Genomic DNA, 17,834 nt, shown 5'->3' with positions numbered 1-17,834 from the left:
GTTGCCCGGCTATAATCGCCGCCTCAATTCGCCGCCAATCGAGTCAAATCCGCCCATGTACACCCTGGCCCGTCAGCTGTTGTTCAAACTCTCCCCGGAAACCTCCCACGATCTGTCCCTGGACCTGATCGGCGCGGGCGGGCGTCTTGGGCTCAACGGCTTGCTGTGCAAGGCCCCGGCGAAGATGCCGGTGAATGTCATGGGCCTGGACTTCCCGAATCCGGTGGGACTGGCCGCCGGTCTGGACAAGAACGGTGCGGCCATCGATGGTTTCGCCCAACTGGGTTTCGGTTTTGTCGAAATCGGCACCATCACGCCGCGTCCGCAGCCGGGCAACCCGAAGCCACGCCTGTTCCGTTTGCCGGAAGCCGAGGCGATCATCAATCGCATGGGTTTCAACAACCTCGGCGTCGATCACTTGCTGGCTCGCGTGGCAGCGGCCAAGTACAAGGGCGTGCTGGGCATCAACATTGGCAAGAACTTCGATACGCCGGTCGAGCGTGCCGTGGACGACTACCTGATCTGCCTGGACAAGGTTTACGCCCACGCCAGCTATGTGACGGTCAACGTCAGTTCGCCGAACACGCCGGGCCTGCGCAGCCTGCAATTCGGCGACTCGCTCAAGCAGTTGCTGGCCGATCTGGCCGAGCGCCGCGCGGAACTGGCATTGCGTCATGGCAAACATGTACCGCTGGCGATCAAGATCGCGCCGGACATGAGCGACGAAGAAACCGCACAGGTTGCGCAAGCGCTGATCGAAACCGGAATGGATGCCGTCATTGCGACTAACACCACCCTGAGCCGCGTAGGCGTCGAAGGCTTGGAGCATGGTGACGAAGGCGGTGGTTTGTCCGGCGCACCGGTTCGCGACAAGAGCACCCACACCGTGACAGTGCTGGCATCGGAACTGGGTGGTCGGCTGCCGATCATCGCTGCCGGCGGCATTACCGAAGGCAAGCACGCCGCAGAAAAAATCACCGCAGGCGCGAGCCTGGTGCAGATCTACTCGGGCTTCATCTACAAAGGCCCGGCGCTGATTCGTGAGTCGGTAGACGCCATCGCGGCCCTGCGCTGAGGGCTACTTGAAGGGCTTTTTTGTGGCGGTGTTTCTGGCAGGCATAAAAAAGGGCTCCTTTAAAGGAGCCCTTGGGCCGGAGCCCGCCGTCCGGATGGGACGCGCATGGTTAACTCGGTACAAAATCAGATTGTCGTGTCGGAGTGTTGTGCCCTGTAATTAGCCGACGGCGTGAAGTTCGTTGAGTTTGTGGATTCCCGCAGTGCCGGTCATACCGTCCCAGTTGTCGCCGCGTCCTTCTCGCCAGCCGTTGATCCAGGCTTGACGTACCGACGGTAGAGTAAAGGGGCAAAGCTCACGGGATTTACCACCAACGCCATATTGATATCCGCGCAAAAATGCTCTTTCCAACGGATCACGCTTAAGTCTTCTCATAGGGTGTTGCCCTCACTTGTTGACTGTATTTATCGCGTCGACCTCAATTGAGGTCTGGCAGAAAACTCTGCCGTTGGGGGCTCGTTGCCGGCGTGACGAGCCAAGGTGTTGGCGTCATTGCAGCGCCAACCTGTATTGAGTTCTAACCAATGCGTCACATCGAGGGAATGATCGTTTTGTCATAAGGACGTAACTGTTCATGTGCTAACGCCATAAGTAACAGAGCGTTTGTAGCGTATTTATTGGCCAAACCCCGGTATGATCGGCCCTGCGCTGGATGATGGGCTTAATCCTTTAGTGAGAATGGCTCCCGTTGCCGGGAAGCACTATTCGACGAAGGGTCGATTTATGACATTTTGTTGCATCAACTTTTTTATCTGTCCTTGCATCTAAGCTCATTTAACCCGGGCAGCAGGGGTGGAACGGCACACCTTCGTGCCACGCGGGCGCTCTTCGAGAAAAGCGCCTGATTGAAAACCGGACCGGCAATGCGTTGCCCGGTCACTCAGCTAAAGGTTCTGGAATTCCCATGTCCGATCGTTTCGAACTCTTCCTCACTTGCCCAAAAGGCCTTGAAGGCCTGCTCATCGAGGAAGCCGTCGGGCTTGGCCTTGAGGAAGCGCGGGAGCACACCTCTGCCGTGCGCGGCATGGCCACCATGGAAACCGCTTATCGCCTGTGCCTGTGGTCGCGCCTGGCCAACCGCGTGCTGCTGGTGCTCAAGCGTTTTCCGATGAAGGATGCCGAAGACCTGTACCACGGCGTGCTGGACATCGAGTGGCAAGACCACATGCTCAATGACGGCACCCTGGCCGTCGAATTCAGCGGTCATGGCTCGGGCATCGACAACACTCACTTCGGTGCGTTGAAGGTCAAGGACGCCATCGTCGACAAGCTGCGTACTCCGCAAGGCGACCGTCCGTCCATCGACAAGCTCAACCCGGACCTGCGCATTCACCTGCGCCTGGACCGTGGCGAAGCCATTCTGTCCCTTGACCTGTCCGGTCACAGCCTGCACCAGCGCGGCTATCGCCTGCAGCAAGGCGCGGCACCGCTGAAGGAAAACCTCGCGGCCGCCATCCTGATTCGTTCCGGCTGGCCACGTATCGCGGCCGAAGGCGGCGCGCTGGCCGACCCGATGTGCGGTGTCGGTACCTTCCTGGTGGAAGCGGCGATGATCGCCGCCGACATCGCGCCGAACCTGCGTCGCGAGCAGTGGGGCTTCACCGCCTGGCTCGGTCACGTCCCGGCGCTGTGGAAAAAACTGCACGAAGAAGCTTCCGAACGTGCAGCGGCCGGCCTGGCCAAAACACCATTGTGGATTCGCGGCTATGAAGCCGATCCACGGCTGATCCAACCGGGTCGTAACAACGTCGAGCGTGCCGGCCTGAGCGAGTGGATCAAAATCTACCAGGGTGAGGTCGCGACTTTCGAGCCGCGCCCGGACCAGAACCAGAAAGGCCTGGTGATCTGTAACCCTCCATACGGCGAGCGTCTGGGTGACGAAGCGAGCCTGCTCTACCTCTACCAGAACCTCGGCGAGCGCCTGCGTCAGGCCTGCCTGAACTGGGAGGCGGCGGTGTTCACCGGTGCGCCGGACCTGGGCAAGCGCATGGGGATCCGCAGCCACAAGCAGTATTCGTTCTGGAACGGCGCCTTGCCGTGCAAGCTGCTGCTGATCAAGGTGCTGCCGGATCAGTTCGTCACCGGCGAGCGTCGTACTCCGGAACAGCGCCAGGTCGAGCGTGAGCAAGCTGCTTACGATCAGGCGCCGAACGAACCGCAAGAACGCAAGTTCAACAAAAACGGCAACCCGATCAAACCGACGCCGGCACCGGCTCCGGTGATCGAGCAGCCGCGCCTGAGCGAAGGCGGGCAGATGTTCGCCAACCGCCTGCAAAAGAACCTCAAGACCCTGGGCAAGTGGGTCAAGCGTGAAGGCATCGACTGCTACCGCGTGTACGATGCCGACATGCCGGAATACTCCATGGCCATCGACCTGTATCAGGATTGGGTCCACGTCCAGGAGTACGCCGCGCCGAAATCCATCGATCCGGAAAAGGCCTCGGGGCGCATGTTCGATGCCCTGGCAGCCATCCCGCAGGCGTTGAACATCGACAAGAGCCGCGTGGTGGTAAAACGCCGCGAGCGTCAGAGCGGCACCAGGCAGTACGAGCGCCAGGCGGCGCAGGGCAAGTTCGTCGAGGTCAATGAAGGCGGCGTGAAGCTGCTGGTGAACCTCACCGACTACCTCGACACCGGTCTGTTCCTCGACCATCGGCCGATGCGCATGCGTATCCAGAAAGAGGCGGCGGGCAAACGCTTCCTCAATCTGTTCTGCTACACCGCGACGGCCAGTGTGCATGCGGCCAAGGGCGGCGCGCGCAGCACTACCAGTGTCGACCTGTCGAAAACCTATCTGGACTGGGCGCGGCGCAACCTGTCGCTGAACGGTTTTTCCGACAAGAACCGCCTGGAGCAGGGCGATGTGATGGCGTGGCTCGAAGCCAGTCGTGACGAGTACGACCTGATCTTCATCGATCCGCCGACGTTCTCCAACTCCAAGCGCATGGAAGGTGTCTTCGACGTGCAGCGCGACCAGGTGCAACTGATCGACCTGGCCATGGCGCGACTGGCGCCCGGCGGCGTGTTGTACTTCTCCAACAACTTCCGCAAGTTCGAACTGGAAGCCAATCTCGGCGAGCGTTATGCGGTCGAGGAAATCACTGCCCAGACCATCGATCCGGATTTTTCCCGCAACGCCAAGATCCATCGCGCCTGGAAAATCATGGCTCGCTAAATAGCTGTGTTGATTCACTGTAGGAGCGAGCTCTGCTCGCGATGGTCGATAACGATAACGCGTGCCTTCTGGAGTCACGCGGTACTCTTGCTACCATCGCGAGCACTCGAGCGTCGACCGGCTGCTCCTACAGGATCCCATCAGTGCTGGTCAAATTAGTGGCTAATAGCTATAACTCAACTCTAGGCCAAAGGGCTTTCCCGCACTTGGCGTTTTGAGTTGTGTTTTATGTCGTTGCACGCCGTGCGCCCCAAGATCCTGGGTTTTATCAGCGAAGATGCGTCGGCCTGGTTGGTCGCGCTGCTGGTATTGCTGGTCGGCGGGGTGCTCACCGGGTTGCTGGCGTGGTCGACACTTAATCTGTTTCACCATCAATTGCGGCAACGTTTCCAACTGCTGGCCAGTGAACGTTACAGCCGTATCGAAGAGCGTTTCGAAGATCAGGAGCAGCGCCTCGACGGCCTGCGCCGGTTTTTCGCCAATTCCGATTCGGTGTCCCGAGCGGAATTCGACGGCTACACCCAACCTTTGCTCCTGCGAACCCAGGCTTATTCCTATGCCGAACGGATCACTCGTGACGAGCGGTCGGCGTTTGAGGGGCGAGTGCGTGACGAAGGCTTGAGCAGCTTCACTCTGAGAGAGCTCAACGCCGACGGCCAATTGCAACTGGCCGGCGAGCGAGATGAGTACGTAGCGGTCCTGTATAGCCAGACGCAAAGCAGACTCGGTTCTCCCCTCGGTTACGACTTGCTGGCCCAGCCGTTGCGGCGTGCCACGCTCGATCGGGCCGATCAGCGTGGTGGCATGGCGGTGTCGCAACCGATGCAACTGGTGAGTATCGAGCCGGCTTATGCGCGAGGCGTGCTGCTGGTCGCGCCGGTCACGCAACATAACAGTCAGGAACACAAAGCCACGAAACCCTACGGTTATGTCATGGCAGTGATCAGCATGCGCCAGTTGCTGGCGGACGGACTGCCGGAAGCGAGCCGTGACTATCTCTCGGTGCGCATCCTCGATTTGTCGACCGACGAGCAGCACGAGGTGCTGTTCGAGTCGGCCAACCCGCCGGCTATCAGCGAGTTGTCCGCCACGCGCCTGTTGCGCATGGCCGACCATGACTATCAAGTCGATATCCAGCCCAGCGACGCGTTCTTGCAGGCCAACCATTCCTCCGTGACCAGTCTGGTGGTGTTAGGTGGTTTGCTCAGCGTGTTGCTCAGTGCCTTGCTGTATGTGCTGGTCAGTCAGCGGCAACGGGCGCTGAAACTGGTCGAGCAACGCACCCGGGAGCTGCGGGATCGAGAACAGGAGCTGCGTCGTACCCATGGTCAGTTGCGTGGCGTGCTGGATGCCGCTACCCAGGTTGCGATCATCGCCACCGACCTGCGTGGCGTCATTAGCACCTTCAACGCCGGTGCCGAGCAGATGCTCGGCTATACCAGCGCCGAGGTGGTGGGGCACATGACCCTGGAAAACCTGCACCTGCCCCGGGAACTGGTCGCTCGTTCGGCGGAGTTGAGCGCACGCTATGGCAAGCCGGTTCCAACCTGCCACGCGATGCTGGTCGAAGGCGAGGTGGAGGGCAACCACGAGGCGCGAGAGTGGACGCTGGTGCGCGGCGATGGCAGCCATTTGATGGTCAACATGCTCGCCACGCCAGTGCTCGACGAACAAGGCCTGTGGGTCGGGCACCTGGCGGTGTGCATCGACATCACCGAACGCAAACGGGTCCACGAGGCACTCGCGGCGCGGGACCTGTTGTTGAAGAAACTCAGCGCCCACGTGCCCGGTGGCATCTACCAGTTCAAGATGGAGTTCGACGGGCGATTCAGCGTGATCTACGCCAGCGACGGCATTCGCGAGATCTACGAGCTGGAACCTGACGTGCTGCTGCAAAATGCCGAGGCGATTTTCACCCGGATTCACCCCCAGGACACCACACGGGTCCGCGCCTCGATTCGCGCCTCGGCCGACACCCTCAGCCCGTGGCGCGAGGAATACCGCGTGCAATTGCCGCAACGGGGTCTGCGTTGGGTGCGTGGCGAGGCCACGCCGGAGGAGCTGCCCGGTGGCGGCGTGCTGTGGCACGGCTACGTCTCGGACATTTCCGATATGAAGCGGGTGGAGGAAGAGTTGCGCGCGTTGTCGGTCACCGATTCGCTGACCGGTATCCACAACCGGCGCTATTTCCAGGAGCGCTTGACCACCGAAATGGCCCGGGTGGAGCGCGGCGGTGGGGATCTGTCGGTGATCATGCTCGATATCGACCATTTCAAGCGCATCAATGACCTGCATGGCCATGCCATCGGTGATCGGGTGTTGCAGGCAGTGTGCGAGCGGATCAGTCACCGGCTGCGTCGCACCGATGTGTTCTGCCGCCTGGGCGGTGAGGAGTTCATGGTGCTGTGCCCGGATATCAGCGGCGAACATGCCTACGTGTTGGCCCTGCAATTGTGGCAAGGCTTGCGCAGTTCACCCATTGAAGGTGTCGGTACGGTCACCGCCAGTTTCGGGATTGCCAGTTGGCGGGTCGGGGAGGGCGCCGATGCCTTGCTGTTGCGCGCGGATTCGGGGGTGTATGCGGCGAAGCAGGCGGGAAGGGATCGAGTAGAAGAGGAAATGAACTAGAGGGTGCACGCAATCCCTGTAGGAGCTGGCTTGCCAGCGAAGACGATTTGTCATTCAACATTCATGTTGACTGAACGGCCGCATTCGCTGGCAAGTCGGAACGCCGCATCGCAGCTCCTACAGGTTCGTGATGCTCTACAACACCGAAGCCGTCTGCGGCATTTTCGGTTGGCGGTACAGGTCCAGCAGCACCTGATCGAGCACCGAAGAGGCGCCGAACGGGGCCTTGTCGTTGAGGATCGCCACCACCGCCCAGGTGTTGCCGTTGACGTCGCGACTGAAACCGGCAATCGCCCGCACAGTGTTCAGGGTGCCGGTCTTGACGTGGGCTTCACCGCGCATGGCAGTGGTCTTCAGGCGTTTGCGCATGGTGCCGTCGGTGCCGGCAATCGGCATCGAACTGATGTACTCGGCGGCATACGGGCTGTGCCACGCAGCTTCGAGCATCGAGGCCATTTCCCGGGCGCTGACGCGCTCGGCACGGGACAGGCCGGAGCCGTTCTCCATCACCAGGTGCGGCGCGGTGATGCCCTTTTTCGCCAGCCACTGACGCACGACACGCTGGGCGGCCTTGGCGTCGTCACCATCGGCATCGGTACGGAAGCGTTGACCGAGGCTCAGGAACAACTGCTGGGCCATGGTGTTGTTACTGTACTTGTTGATGTCGCGGATGATTTCCGCCAGGTCCGGCGAGAACGCCCGGGCCAGGACCTTGGCGTCTTTCGGTGTAGGCGCCAGCACATCCTTGCCCTGAATACTGCCACCCAGTTCCTTCCAGATTGCGCGGACGGCGCCAGCGGTGTAGGTCGCGTGGTCGAGCAGCGACAGGTAGGTCTGCGAGCTGCAGCCTTCACCCAGTTGGCCACCGACCGTCACGGTCACGCTGCCATCGGTCTGTGCCACCGGGTTGTAACGCACGCCACCAGTGCATTGCTTGGAATTGAGGGCCTTGACCTGGTTGTCGATGCGGATGGTTGCAATCGGCGGTTCAACCGAGACCAGCACCTTGCCCGAATCATTGCGTGCGACAAAGCGCAGCGCCTTGAGGTTGACCAGCAGCGAGTCAGGTTTGACCAGGAACGGCTTGTTCTCGTCGTTACCGTCGTCATTGAACTCCGGCAGTTGCGGTTGTACGAAGAAGGTTTTATCCAGCACCAGGTCGCCGGTGACCTGGGTCACGCCGTTGGCACGCAGGTCGCGCATCAGCAGCCAGAGTTTTTCCATGTTCAACTTCGGATCGCCGCCACCCTTGAGGTAGAGGTTGCCGTTGAGAATGCCGCCACTCAAGGTGCCGTCGGTGTAGAACTCGGTTTTCCACTGGTGGTTCGGGCCGAGCATTTCCAGGGCCGCGTAGGTGGTGACCAGTTTCATGGTCGACGCCGGGTTGACCGACACGTCGGCATTGAACACCGTCGGGGTGCCGGGACCGGTGAGCGGGATCATCACCAGCGACAGGGCGTTGTCCTGCAACTTGCTGGCTTTCAGGGCTTTTTCAACGTTGGGCGACAACGCGGTATTGATTGGAGCGGCGGAAACGGAGAGGGCCAGTGGGAGAAGAAAACCGGCCAACAGCAATGGACGCAAAGATTTGATCATCTGAAATAAAACCCTACAGCCGAGGGGAAATAAGGTGAGGGCATGGAGATAAATTCCCTCAATGGTCATGAAAGTGTCGGCATTATGCCCCAAGGTGTCACCACTTGGGCCGTGCGTGGGCATTTGGATCGGCTATTTTTTTACCGACGGTAGGCGTGGTGGCCCAGAGAGTCAGGCAATCGGCGGCTTAAACTGCTAAAGTGCCGCCCGTTATTACTTAAGAGGATTGTTCCAATGGCGACTAACCGTTCCCAGCGTCTGCGCAAAAAACTGTGCGTCGATGAATTTCAAGAGCTGGGTTTCGAACTGAACCTGGATTTCAAAGAAGATTTGGCTGATGAAGCCATTGATGCTTTCCTCGATGCGTTCCTCAAAGAAGCCATGGAAGCCAACGGTCTGGGTTATGTTGGCGGCGACGACTACGGTCTGGTTTGCCTGCAGAAGCGTGGCTCGGTCAGCGCTGAACAGCGCGCTGCCGTTGAAGCCTGGCTCAAAGGCCGCACCGAGCTGACCAGCGTTGAAGTCAGCCCGCTGCTGGACGTCTGGTACCCGGAAAAGCCGATCAATCCGGTAGCTTGATGTTCTAAAAAAATGGCGACCCAAGGGTCGCCGTTTTTTTTGCGAAGATCAAAAGATCGCAGCCTCGTTTCACTCGACAGCTCCTACAGATGTACGCATATGCTTGTGTAAGAGCTGCCGAAGGCTGCGATCTTTTGCTTTTTCAGGCCTTGCGCCAATTCAGAATAACCAACGTCAAACCCCCCGCGACAATCCCCCAGAACGCCGAACCGATGGAAAACAGCGTCAGCCCCGATGCCGTGACCATGAAGGTGATCAGCGCTGCTTCACGTTCCTTCACTTCGTTCATGGCGATGCTCAAGCCGTTGATGATCGAGCCGAACAGCGCCAGCGCCGCAATCGACAGCACCAGTTCCTTGGGCAGCGCGGCAAACAATGCTGCGAGCGTCGCGCCGAACACCCCGGCGATCCCGTAGAAAACCCCGCACCAGACTGCTGCGGTGTAGCGTTTGTGGCGATCCTCATGGGCGTGCGGTCCGGTGCAGATCGCCGCGCTGATCGCCGCCAGATTGATCCCGTGGGAACCGAACGGTGCCAGCAGCAAACTGGCGATGCCGGTGGTGGTGATCAGCGGCGAAGCGGGCACCGTGTAACCATCGGCGCGCAATACGGCGATGCCGGGCATGTTTTGTGAGGTCATGGCGACGACAAACAGCGGGATGCCGATGCTGATGGTCGCGGCCAGGGAGAAGTGCGGCGTGGTCCAGACCGGCGTGGCCACTTCCAGGTGGAAACCGCTGAAGTCCAGCAGCCCCATGAAGCCCGACAATGCCGTGCCGATCAGCAATGCAGCCAACACCGCATAGCGTGGCGACAGGCGCTTGACCACCAGATAAGTGACAAACATCCCCAGTACCAGGGCGGTGCGGTTTTGCGCTGCGACGAAAATCTCGCTGCCGATCTTGAACAGGATCCCCGCCAGCAGGGCGGCGGCCAGGGATGCGGGAATCTTTTTCATCAGCCGTTCGAAGCTGCCGGTCAGCCCGCAAATTGTCACCAGCACCGCGCAGGTGATGTAGGCGCCGATGGCTTCGCCGTAGCTCACGCCGCCCAGGCTGGTGATCAGCAGCGCGGCGCCGGGGGTCGACCAGGCAATGGTGATCGGCGTGCGATAGCGCAGGGACAGGCCAATCGAGCACACCGCCATGCCGATCGAGATGGCCCAGATCCACGAAGAAATCTGCCCGCTGCTTAGCCCTGCGGCTTGCCCGGCCTGGAACATCAGCACCAGGGAACTGGTGTAACCGGTCATCATGGCGATGAAGCCAGCGACGATGGCCGAGGGCGAGGTGTCGGCCAAAGGGCGGAGCTGCGCGTGCGTGGCGTCGTTCATGACGGTGGTGTTCCTTATAAGGATGAAAATATCCGAAATCCTGCTCGCCCCTGTAGGAGCTGGCTTGCCAGCGAAGGCGTCCTCAAGGTTTGCACAAAGCCCGAGGACGCCTTCGTCGGCAAGCCGGCTCCTACAATGGATCTGTTCAACCCACGGATTTCGGGTTTAAGCCTAAACTCAAAAGTAACCAGGCGTTGCGATACAGCCGAAGCAACATTCAGCCGTACAGTCGTGTTGCCACCGTCCATTGTGTACAATCGCTATGTTATTTACGCGATACTTGCCAGCGACCCACCGTGCCGTAATACAGTCACCGTCAATTCGCCGCAGTTCTTCCGACTCGAGTGCCCATGAACGAACAGTTGCAACCCCTAAAGAAACAACCGCGAGCAGGCAAAGCCGGCCGTAGCGGTACCCAGGACGATATTGTCTACGCGCATATCTTCGAGGCCATCCTCGAACAGCGCCTGGCGCCCGGCACCAAGTTGAGCGAAGAAGCGCTGGGGGAAATTTTCGGGGTCAGCCGCACCATCATTCGCCGCGCTTTGTCGCGCCTGGCCCATGAGGGCGTGGTGCTGCTGCGTCCGAATCGCGGCGCCGTGGTCGCCAGTCCGAGTGTCGAAGAGGCGCGCCAGGTGTTCATGGCCCGGCGTCTGGTCGAGCGCGCGATCACTGAGCTGGCGGTGCAACACGCCACCGCCGAGCAGATTGCCGAATTGCGCCAGATGGTCAATGACGAACGCGACAGCTTTTCCCGTGGCGACCGTGGTGCCGGCATCCGCCTGTCGGGCGAATTCCACCTGAAACTGGCAGAAGCGGCGAAAAACGCGCCGCTGATCAGTTTCCAGCGCAGCCTGGTGTCCCAGACGTCGCTGATCATCGCCCAGTACGAAAGCGGCAACCGTTCTCACTGCTCCTACGACGAGCACACCCAGCTGATCGACGCCATCGAAAAGCGCGACGCTGAACTGGCGGTCAACCTGATGATGCATCACATGGATCACATCGACAGCAAGCTCAACCTCGACGAAGAAAGTGCTTCGGATGATCTGCATGCGGTGTTCTCGCATTTGCTGCAGACCAAGAAGCCTGGGCGGTCGACCGCCAAGCTTTAAAAGATCGCAGCCTGCGGCAGCTCCTACAGAGGGGCGCGTTCCCTGTAGGAGCTGCCGCAGGCTGCGATCTTTTGATCTTTCTGCCCGGCAACAAAAATCCCCCGGACCGTAGAGTGCAGGGGATTTTTTATGCCCGGAAAAACCTTAGCGCTGATGCACCAGGTTCCCCGCCGCATAGGTCTGCTGAACAGTCCGGTCATCCCCCAGAGTCATCAACACAAACAACGTCTCGGCGATGTTATTGGCCTGCTTCAGGCGATAGCCCAGCAGCGGTGTGGCGTTGTAGTCCAGCACGAGGAAGTCGGCGTCGGTGCCCGGTTGCAGGTTGCCGATCTTGTCTTCCAGGCGCAGCGCACGAGCGCCGCCGAGGGTGGCCAGGTACAGCGACTTGAACGGACTCAGGCGTGCACCTTGCAGTTGCATGACCTTGTAGGCTTCGTTGAGGGTTTGCAGCAGCGAGAAACTGGTGCCGCCGCCGACATCGGTGCCGATGCCGACATTGAGGTTGTGCTTCTCGGCCATCGGCAGGTTGAACAGGCCGCTGCCGAGGAAGAAGTTCGAGGTCGGGCAGAACGAGATGGCCGAACCGGTCTCCGCCAGTCGCGCGCATTCGTCATCGCACAGGTGCACGCCGTGGGCGAACACCGAGCGCTCGCCGAGCAACCGGTAGTGGTCGTAGACGTCCAGGTAACCCTTGCGCTCCGGGAACAGCGCCTTGACCCACTCGATTTCCTTGAGGTTTTCGCTGATGTGGGTCTGCATGTACAGATCCGGGTACTCGGTCAGCAACTGGCCGGCCAGGGTCAGCTGTTCCGGGGTGCTGGTCGGTGCGAAGCGTGGCGTCACTGCATAGTGCAGGCGACCCTTGCCGTGCCAGCGCTCGATCAGCGCCTTGCTTTCGACGTAGCTGGATTCGGCGGTGTCGGTCAGGTAGTCCGGGGCGTTGCGGTCCATCATCACCTTGCCGGCGATCATCCGCAGGTCCAGTTGCTCGGCGGCTTCGAAGAACGAGTTCACCGATTGCGGGTGCACGCTTCCGAATACCAGCGCAGTGGTGGTGCCGTTGCGCAGCAGTTCCTTGATGAAAATGTCCGCGACTTCATCGGCATGGGCCTTGTTGGCGAACTGGCTTTCGCACGGGAAGGTGTAGGTGTTGAGCCAGTCCAGCAATTGCTCGCCGTAGGCGCCGACCATGCCGGTTTGCGGCAGGTGGATATGGGTGTCGATGAAGCCGGGAGTGATCAGTGCGTCCTGATAGTGGGTGATTTCGACGTCAGCCGGCAGGGTCGGCAGCAATTCGCTGGCGTGGCCGAGGGCGCTGATCTGCCCGTTATCCACAACCAGCAAGCCGTCTTCGAAATACTCGTAGGAGGCTTCGATACCAACGATGGCGGGGTCGGCGATGCTGTGCAGGATGGCGGCGCGGTAAGCTTTGCGAGTCAGTGGCATGGGGATTCTCAATTGGAGGCTTGGCTGCGGCGTGACGCAGGCAGCAGTTTGGCAATCGATCCGGCGCTGGCGGTGTGCTGCCCGAAGTTCGCGTTATAGGTGGCGATGATTTCACCGGCGATGGAGATGGCGATTTCCACAGGCAACTTGCCTTTGACTTCGCCGATGCCCATCGGGCAGCGCATGCGTTGCACGACGCTGTTGTCGAAACCGCGGTCGCGCAGGCGATGTTCGAACTTCACCCGTTTGGTCTTCGAACCGATCAGGCCGAAGTAGGCGAAGTCGTTGCGCTTGAGGATCGCAGCGGTCAGTTCGAGGTCGAGTTGATGGTTGTGGGTCATCACGATGCAGTAGCTGCCGGCGGGCAGGTCATCGATTTCATCCACCGGTTCTTCGCTGACGATCTTGCGCACACCGTGGGGGATATGCTCGGGGAATTCCTCCTCCCGCGAGTCGATCCAGCGCACCCGGCAAGGCAGACTGGCCAGCAGCGGAACGAGGGCGCGGCCGACGTGGCCAGCACCGAACACGGCGATCTGCGCTTGAACCTGCCCCATCGGTTCGAACAGCAAAACGGTTGCACCACCGCAGCACTGGCCGAGGCTGGCACCGAGGCTGAAGCGCTCCAGATGCGTGTCCTGCTTGCCACTGGCGAGCATCTCGCGGGCGATCTTCATGGCCTTGTATTCCAGGTGCCCGCCACCGATGGTGTCGAAGCTCTGGTTCGCGCTGATGACCATCTTCGAGCCAGCGTTGCGCGGCGTCGAGCCGAGCTCTTCGATGATGGTCACCAGCACGCAGGGCTCACCCCGGTTTTGCAGGTCGGCGAGGGCGTCGATCCAGTTATACATAAACACCTCAACATCTCTGTTGTCTGTTCGGGCCTCTTCGCTGGCAAGCCAGCTCCTACAGGTGATATGCGATCCTTGTAGGAGCTGGCTTGCCAGCGAAGCAGGCGACGCGGTCCTTAGAGCGAAGCCAACTCGGTCTCAGCCTCGACAGCCTTCGCCGACTTCAGCTGGCGCATCTGCTCACAACCCCACAACACCCGCTCCGGAGTCGCCGGTGCGTCGATTTTCGGTTGATGCGTGTAATCGCCCAGGCTCGCCACGGCGTCCTTGATCGCACACCAGGAGGCAATGCCGAGCATGAACGGCGGCTCGCCCACGGCCTTGGAATGGAACACTGTGTCTTCCGGGTTCTTGCGGTTTTCCACCAGCTTGACGCGCAGGTCCAGCGGCATGTCCGCCACGGCCGGGATCTTGTAGCTGGCCGGGCCGTTGGTCATCAGCTTGCCCTTGTTGTTCCACACCAGCTCTTCCATGGTCAGCCAGCCCATGCCCTGGATGAAACCGCCCTCGACCTGACCAATGTCGATGGCCGGGTTAAGCGAGGCGCCGACGTCGTGGAGGATATCGGTGCGCAGCATCTTGTATTCGCCGGTCAAGGTATCGACCAGCACCTCGCAGCACGCCGCGCCGAAGGCGAAGTAGTAGAACGGACGGCCACGGGCCTGGCTGCGGTCGTAGTAGATTTTCGGGGTCTTGTAGAAACCGGTGCTCGACAGCGACACCTGGGCGAAATACGCCTGCTGAATCAGTGCTTCGAAGGTCAGGATGTGATCGCGGACCCGCACGTGGCCGTTGTGGAATACCACGTCTTCTTCGCTGACCTTGTATTGGCGCGCGGCGAATTCCACCAGGCGTTTCTTGATGGTTTCAGCCGCGTTCTGTGCAGCCTTGCCGTTCAGGTCGGCACCACTGGAAGCGGCGGTCGGCGAGGTGTTCGGCACCTTGTCGGTGTTGGTCGCGGTGATCTGTACGCGGTCCATTTCCACCTGGAACACTTCGGCCACGACCTGCGCGACCTTGGTGTTCAGGCCCTGGCCCATTTCGGTACCGCCATGGTTGAGGTGGATGCTGCCGTCGGTGTAGACGTGCACCAAGGCACCTGCCTGGTTGAGGAAACTCGCGGTGAAGGAAATACCGAATTTCACCGGGGTCAGCGCCAGGCCTTTTTTCAGGATCGGGCTGTTGGCGTTGTAGCGACGGATCGCTTCGCGACGCTCCGCGTACTGGCTGCTTTCTTCAAGTTCCGCGGTCATCTCTTCGAGCATGTTGTGCTCGACGGTCTGGTAGTAATGGGTGACGTTGCGCTCGGTCTTGCCGTAGTAGTTGGCCTTGCGCACTGCCAACGGATCAAGGGCCAGGTGCCGGGCGATGGCGTCCATCACTTCTTCGATGGCGACCATGCCTTGCGGGCCGCCGAAGCCACGGTAGGCGGTGTTCGACGCGGTGTTGGTCTTGCAACGGTGACCGTTGATGGTCGCATCGCCCAGGTAATACGAGTTGTCCGAGTGGAACATCGCCCGGTCGACGATCGACGCCGACAGGTCAGGCGAGCAACCGCAGTTGCCGGCCAGTTCCAGGTTGATGCCGTGCAGGCGACCGGTGCTGTCGAAGCCGACGTCGTACTCGACATAGAACGGGTGACGCTTGCCGGTCATCAGCATGTCTTCGACGCGCGGCAGGCGCATCTTGGTCGGCTGGCCGGTGAGGTGAGCAATCACCGCGCACAGGCACGCCGGGCTCGCCGCCTGGGTTTCCTTGCCGCCGAAACCACCACCCATGCGGCGCATGTCGACGACGATCTTGTTCATCGACACGTCCAGCACTTCGGCCACCAGTTTCTGCACTTCGGTGGGGTTTTGCGTGGAGCAGTAGACGATCATGCCACCGTCTTCGGTGGGCATCACCGAAGAGATCTGGGTTTCCAGGTAGAAGTGTTCCTGGCCGCCGATGTGCAAGGTGCCCTGGATGCGGTGCTCGGCGGTGGCCAGCGCCGTGGCTGAATCGCCGCGTTTGTGGGTATGGCTGTCGAGTACGAAGTGGCGTTTGCGCAGGGCTTCGACCACGTCCAGCACAGGTTCCAGGTCTTCGTATTCGATGATCGCGGCCATGGCCGCCTTGCGCGCGGTTTCCAGGTCTTTCGCTGCCACGGCGATCACCGGTTGACCGACGAATTGCACGGTGTCGATGGCCAGCAGAGGATCGCCCGGCAGCAACGGACCGATGTCCTTCAGGCCTGGCACGTCTTCGTGGGTGATGGCGATGCGCACGCCTTCGAAGGCGTAGCAGGGGGCGGTGTCGATACTGATGATCCGGGCGTGGGCGCGGTCCGACATGCGCGCATAAACGTGCAACTGGTTCGGAAACTCCAGGCGATCGTCGATGTACTGCGCTTCGCCAGCCACATGCTTGGCGGCGCTGTCGTGCTTGACGCTGCGGCCGACACCGGTGGTCAGGTCCTTGGCGAACAGTTCAGCCAATTCGGCTTGGGTCTTCTCTACGGCGTGATGATTAGACATAAGCGGTCACCCGAGTCTCGATGTGCGGTGTTTGCAGTTCGATGAAGTATTTGCGAAGCAGGTTCTGCGCGCTGAGCAGGCGATATTCCTTGCTGGCGCGGAAGTCCGAGAGCGGCGTGAAATCTTCGCCCAGGGCGGCGCAGGCGCGTTCAACTGTAGCGTTGTTGAATGGCGCACCGAGCAGCGCGGCTTCGCAGGCGGCGGCGCGTTTCGGGATAGCCGCCATGCCACCAAAGGCGACGCGGGCTTCGGCCACCACGCCGTTTTCCAGGCGAATGTTGAAGGCGGCGCACACTGCCGAAATGTCATCGTCCAGACGCTTGGAGATCTTGTAGGCACGGAACAGTTTTTCGGCGCTGGCACGCGGCACGATGATCTTCTCGATGAACTCGCTTTCCTGACGCGCAGTGACGCGGTAATCGATGAAGTAATCTTCCAGCGCCAGGGTGCGGCGGGTTTCGCCTTTGCACAGCACGATTTGCGCGCCGAGGGCGATCAGCAGGGGCGGCGAGTCACCAATCGGCGAAGCGTTGCCGATGTTGCCGCCCAGGGTGCCCTGGTTGCGAATCTGCAACGACGCGAAGCGGTGCAGCAATTCACCGAAGTCCGGGTACTCGGCGTTCAAGGCCTCGTAGCAATCGGAAAGGGCGGTGGCGGCGCCGATTTCCAGGCGATCGTCAAAACGTTCGATGCGCTTCATCTCGGCGACGTTGCCAACGTAGATCATCACCGGCAGGGTGCGGTGGAACTGCGTGACTTCCAGCGCCAGGTCGGTACCGCCGGCCAGCAGGCGGGCCTGTGGATAAGCGTCGTAGAGGTCGGCCAGGTCGGCCACGGTCAGCGGCACCAGGCAGCGTTTGTCGCCGCTGTTGAGTTCGCCGATATCGGTCGGGGCAATGGCTTTCAGGCGTGCGATGGTGTCGGCCTCACGGATGTCGAACTGGTCCGGCTGCTTGCCGCAGCAGGACTGCTCGGCGGCTTCCAGGATCGGCCGGTAGCCGGTGCAGCGGCACAGATTGCCGGCCAGTGCTTCGTGGGCCTTGGCATGATCCGGCGCATCGCTGTTCTTTTGCAGGGCAAACAGCGACATCACGAAGCCTGGGGTGCAGAAGCCGCATTGCGAGCCGTGGCACTCGACCATGGCTTTCTGCACGCTGTGCAGTTCACCTTTGTGCTTGAGGTCTTCAACGCTGATGAGCTGTTTGCCGTGCAGGGACGAAACGAACGTCAGGCACGAGTTGAGGCTGCGATAGCGAATGTGTTCGCGGCCGTTGTCATCCGTCTGCAATTCGCCGACTACTACGGTGCAGGCGCCGCAGTCACCGCTGGCGCAGCCTTCTTTGGTGCCGGGTTTGCCCACATGGTCGCGCAGATAATTGAGCACGGTCAGGTTCGGGTCCAGGGCGTGCTCGCTACGGAGTTCCTGGTTTAGTAAAAACTGGATCACGGAAGGCCTCGCAGACTCATTATTGTTGTTAACCGATAGGAACTGAATTTAGCAGGTCTGACTTTTCGGT

Annotated in this window: 12 protein-coding genes; 5 read left to right on the top strand and 7 right to left on the bottom strand. The window is 60.6% G+C overall.

Annotated elements, in window-relative coordinates:
* The first annotated feature begins 55 nt into the window (after positions 1 to 55).
* Positions 56 to 1,075, top strand: coding sequence for a quinone-dependent dihydroorotate dehydrogenase (locus AC1DWG_RS07330; RefSeq protein WP_477752612.1), 1,020 nt, complete (start codon positions 56 to 58; stop codon positions 1,073 to 1,075).
* Positions 1,076 to 1,234: 159 nt separating this feature from the next.
* Here AC1DWG_RS07330 and rmf read toward each other — a convergent pair whose 3' ends face one another.
* Complete coding sequence (rmf, locus tag AC1DWG_RS07325) at positions 1,235 to 1,450, bottom strand: ribosome modulation factor (RefSeq protein WP_150745412.1); 216 nt, start codon at positions 1,448 to 1,450, stop codon at positions 1,235 to 1,237.
* 529 nt (positions 1,451 to 1,979) lie between these two features.
* On the opposite strand from rmf, the gene rlmKL reads away from it, so the two are divergent.
* Positions 1,980 to 4,250: a bifunctional 23S rRNA (guanine(2069)-N(7))-methyltransferase RlmK/23S rRNA (guanine(2445)-N(2))-methyltransferase RlmL gene (rlmKL, locus tag AC1DWG_RS07320; protein ID WP_477762387.1), complete on the top strand. Its 2,271-nt coding sequence runs from the start codon at positions 1,980 to 1,982 to the stop codon at positions 4,248 to 4,250.
* Between the two features lie 228 nt (positions 4,251 to 4,478).
* Positions 4,479 to 6,878, top strand: a complete 2,400-nt coding sequence (locus AC1DWG_RS07315; RefSeq protein ID WP_477787565.1) for a sensor domain-containing diguanylate cyclase — start codon at positions 4,479 to 4,481, stop codon at positions 6,876 to 6,878.
* A 135-nt stretch (positions 6,879 to 7,013) separates the two neighbouring features.
* Here AC1DWG_RS07315 and dacB read toward each other — a convergent pair whose 3' ends face one another.
* Positions 7,014 to 8,474 carry a D-alanyl-D-alanine carboxypeptidase/D-alanyl-D-alanine endopeptidase gene (dacB, locus tag AC1DWG_RS07310; RefSeq protein WP_477752616.1) on the bottom strand — a complete coding sequence of 487 codons (1,461 nt, stop codon included), beginning with the start codon at positions 8,472 to 8,474 and terminating at the stop codon, positions 7,014 to 7,016.
* Positions 8,475 to 8,708: 234 nt separating this feature from the next.
* Here dacB and AC1DWG_RS07305 point away from each other — a divergent pair, with 234 nt between their 5' ends.
* On the top strand, positions 8,709 to 9,053 hold the full coding sequence (locus tag AC1DWG_RS07305) for a YggL family protein (RefSeq protein WP_007971486.1): 345 nt from the start codon (positions 8,709 to 8,711) through the stop codon (positions 9,051 to 9,053).
* Between the two features lie 142 nt (positions 9,054 to 9,195).
* On the opposite strand, the gene AC1DWG_RS07300 is transcribed toward AC1DWG_RS07305, so the two are convergent.
* Complete coding sequence (locus AC1DWG_RS07300; RefSeq protein ID WP_477787564.1) at positions 9,196 to 10,386, bottom strand: benzoate/H(+) symporter BenE family transporter; 1,191 nt, start codon at positions 10,384 to 10,386, stop codon at positions 9,196 to 9,198.
* Positions 10,387 to 10,736: 350 nt separating this feature from the next.
* Here AC1DWG_RS07300 and AC1DWG_RS07295 point away from each other — a divergent pair, with 350 nt between their 5' ends.
* Positions 10,737 to 11,501 carry a GntR family transcriptional regulator gene (locus AC1DWG_RS07295; protein WP_008050187.1) on the top strand — a complete coding sequence of 255 codons (765 nt, stop codon included), beginning with the start codon at positions 10,737 to 10,739 and terminating at the stop codon, positions 11,499 to 11,501.
* 144 nt (positions 11,502 to 11,645) lie between these two features.
* Here the strand turns inward: AC1DWG_RS07295 and guaD are convergent, their stop codons facing one another.
* From guaD to xdhA, 4 genes are all read right to left on the bottom strand, one after another.
* The gene (gene guaD / locus AC1DWG_RS07290) at positions 11,646 to 12,950 is read right to left on the bottom strand and encodes a guanine deaminase (RefSeq protein WP_477762384.1); all 1,305 of its coding nucleotides are present in this window, start codon (positions 12,948 to 12,950) and stop codon (positions 11,646 to 11,648) included.
* Between the two features lie 8 nt (positions 12,951 to 12,958).
* The gene (gene xdhC / locus AC1DWG_RS07285; protein ID WP_477755851.1) at positions 12,959 to 13,801 is read right to left on the bottom strand and encodes a xanthine dehydrogenase accessory protein XdhC; all 843 of its coding nucleotides are present in this window, start codon (positions 13,799 to 13,801) and stop codon (positions 12,959 to 12,961) included.
* A 116-nt stretch (positions 13,802 to 13,917) separates the two neighbouring features.
* Complete coding sequence (gene xdhB / locus AC1DWG_RS07280; protein ID WP_477762383.1) at positions 13,918 to 16,317, bottom strand: xanthine dehydrogenase molybdopterin binding subunit; 2,400 nt, start codon at positions 16,315 to 16,317, stop codon at positions 13,918 to 13,920.
* Positions 16,310 to 17,764: a xanthine dehydrogenase small subunit gene (xdhA, locus tag AC1DWG_RS07275; RefSeq protein ID WP_477762382.1), complete on the bottom strand. Its 1,455-nt coding sequence runs from the start codon at positions 17,762 to 17,764 to the stop codon at positions 16,310 to 16,312. Before xdhA ends, xdhB begins: the two co-directional genes overlap by 8 nt.
* Positions 17,765 to 17,834 lie beyond the last annotated feature (70 nt).

Source organism: Pseudomonas sp. P4_B3 (genome assembly GCF_056402295.1).
Note: the sequence above shows the minus strand (reverse complement) of the source record. Positions and strands in the feature narration are given on the sequence as shown.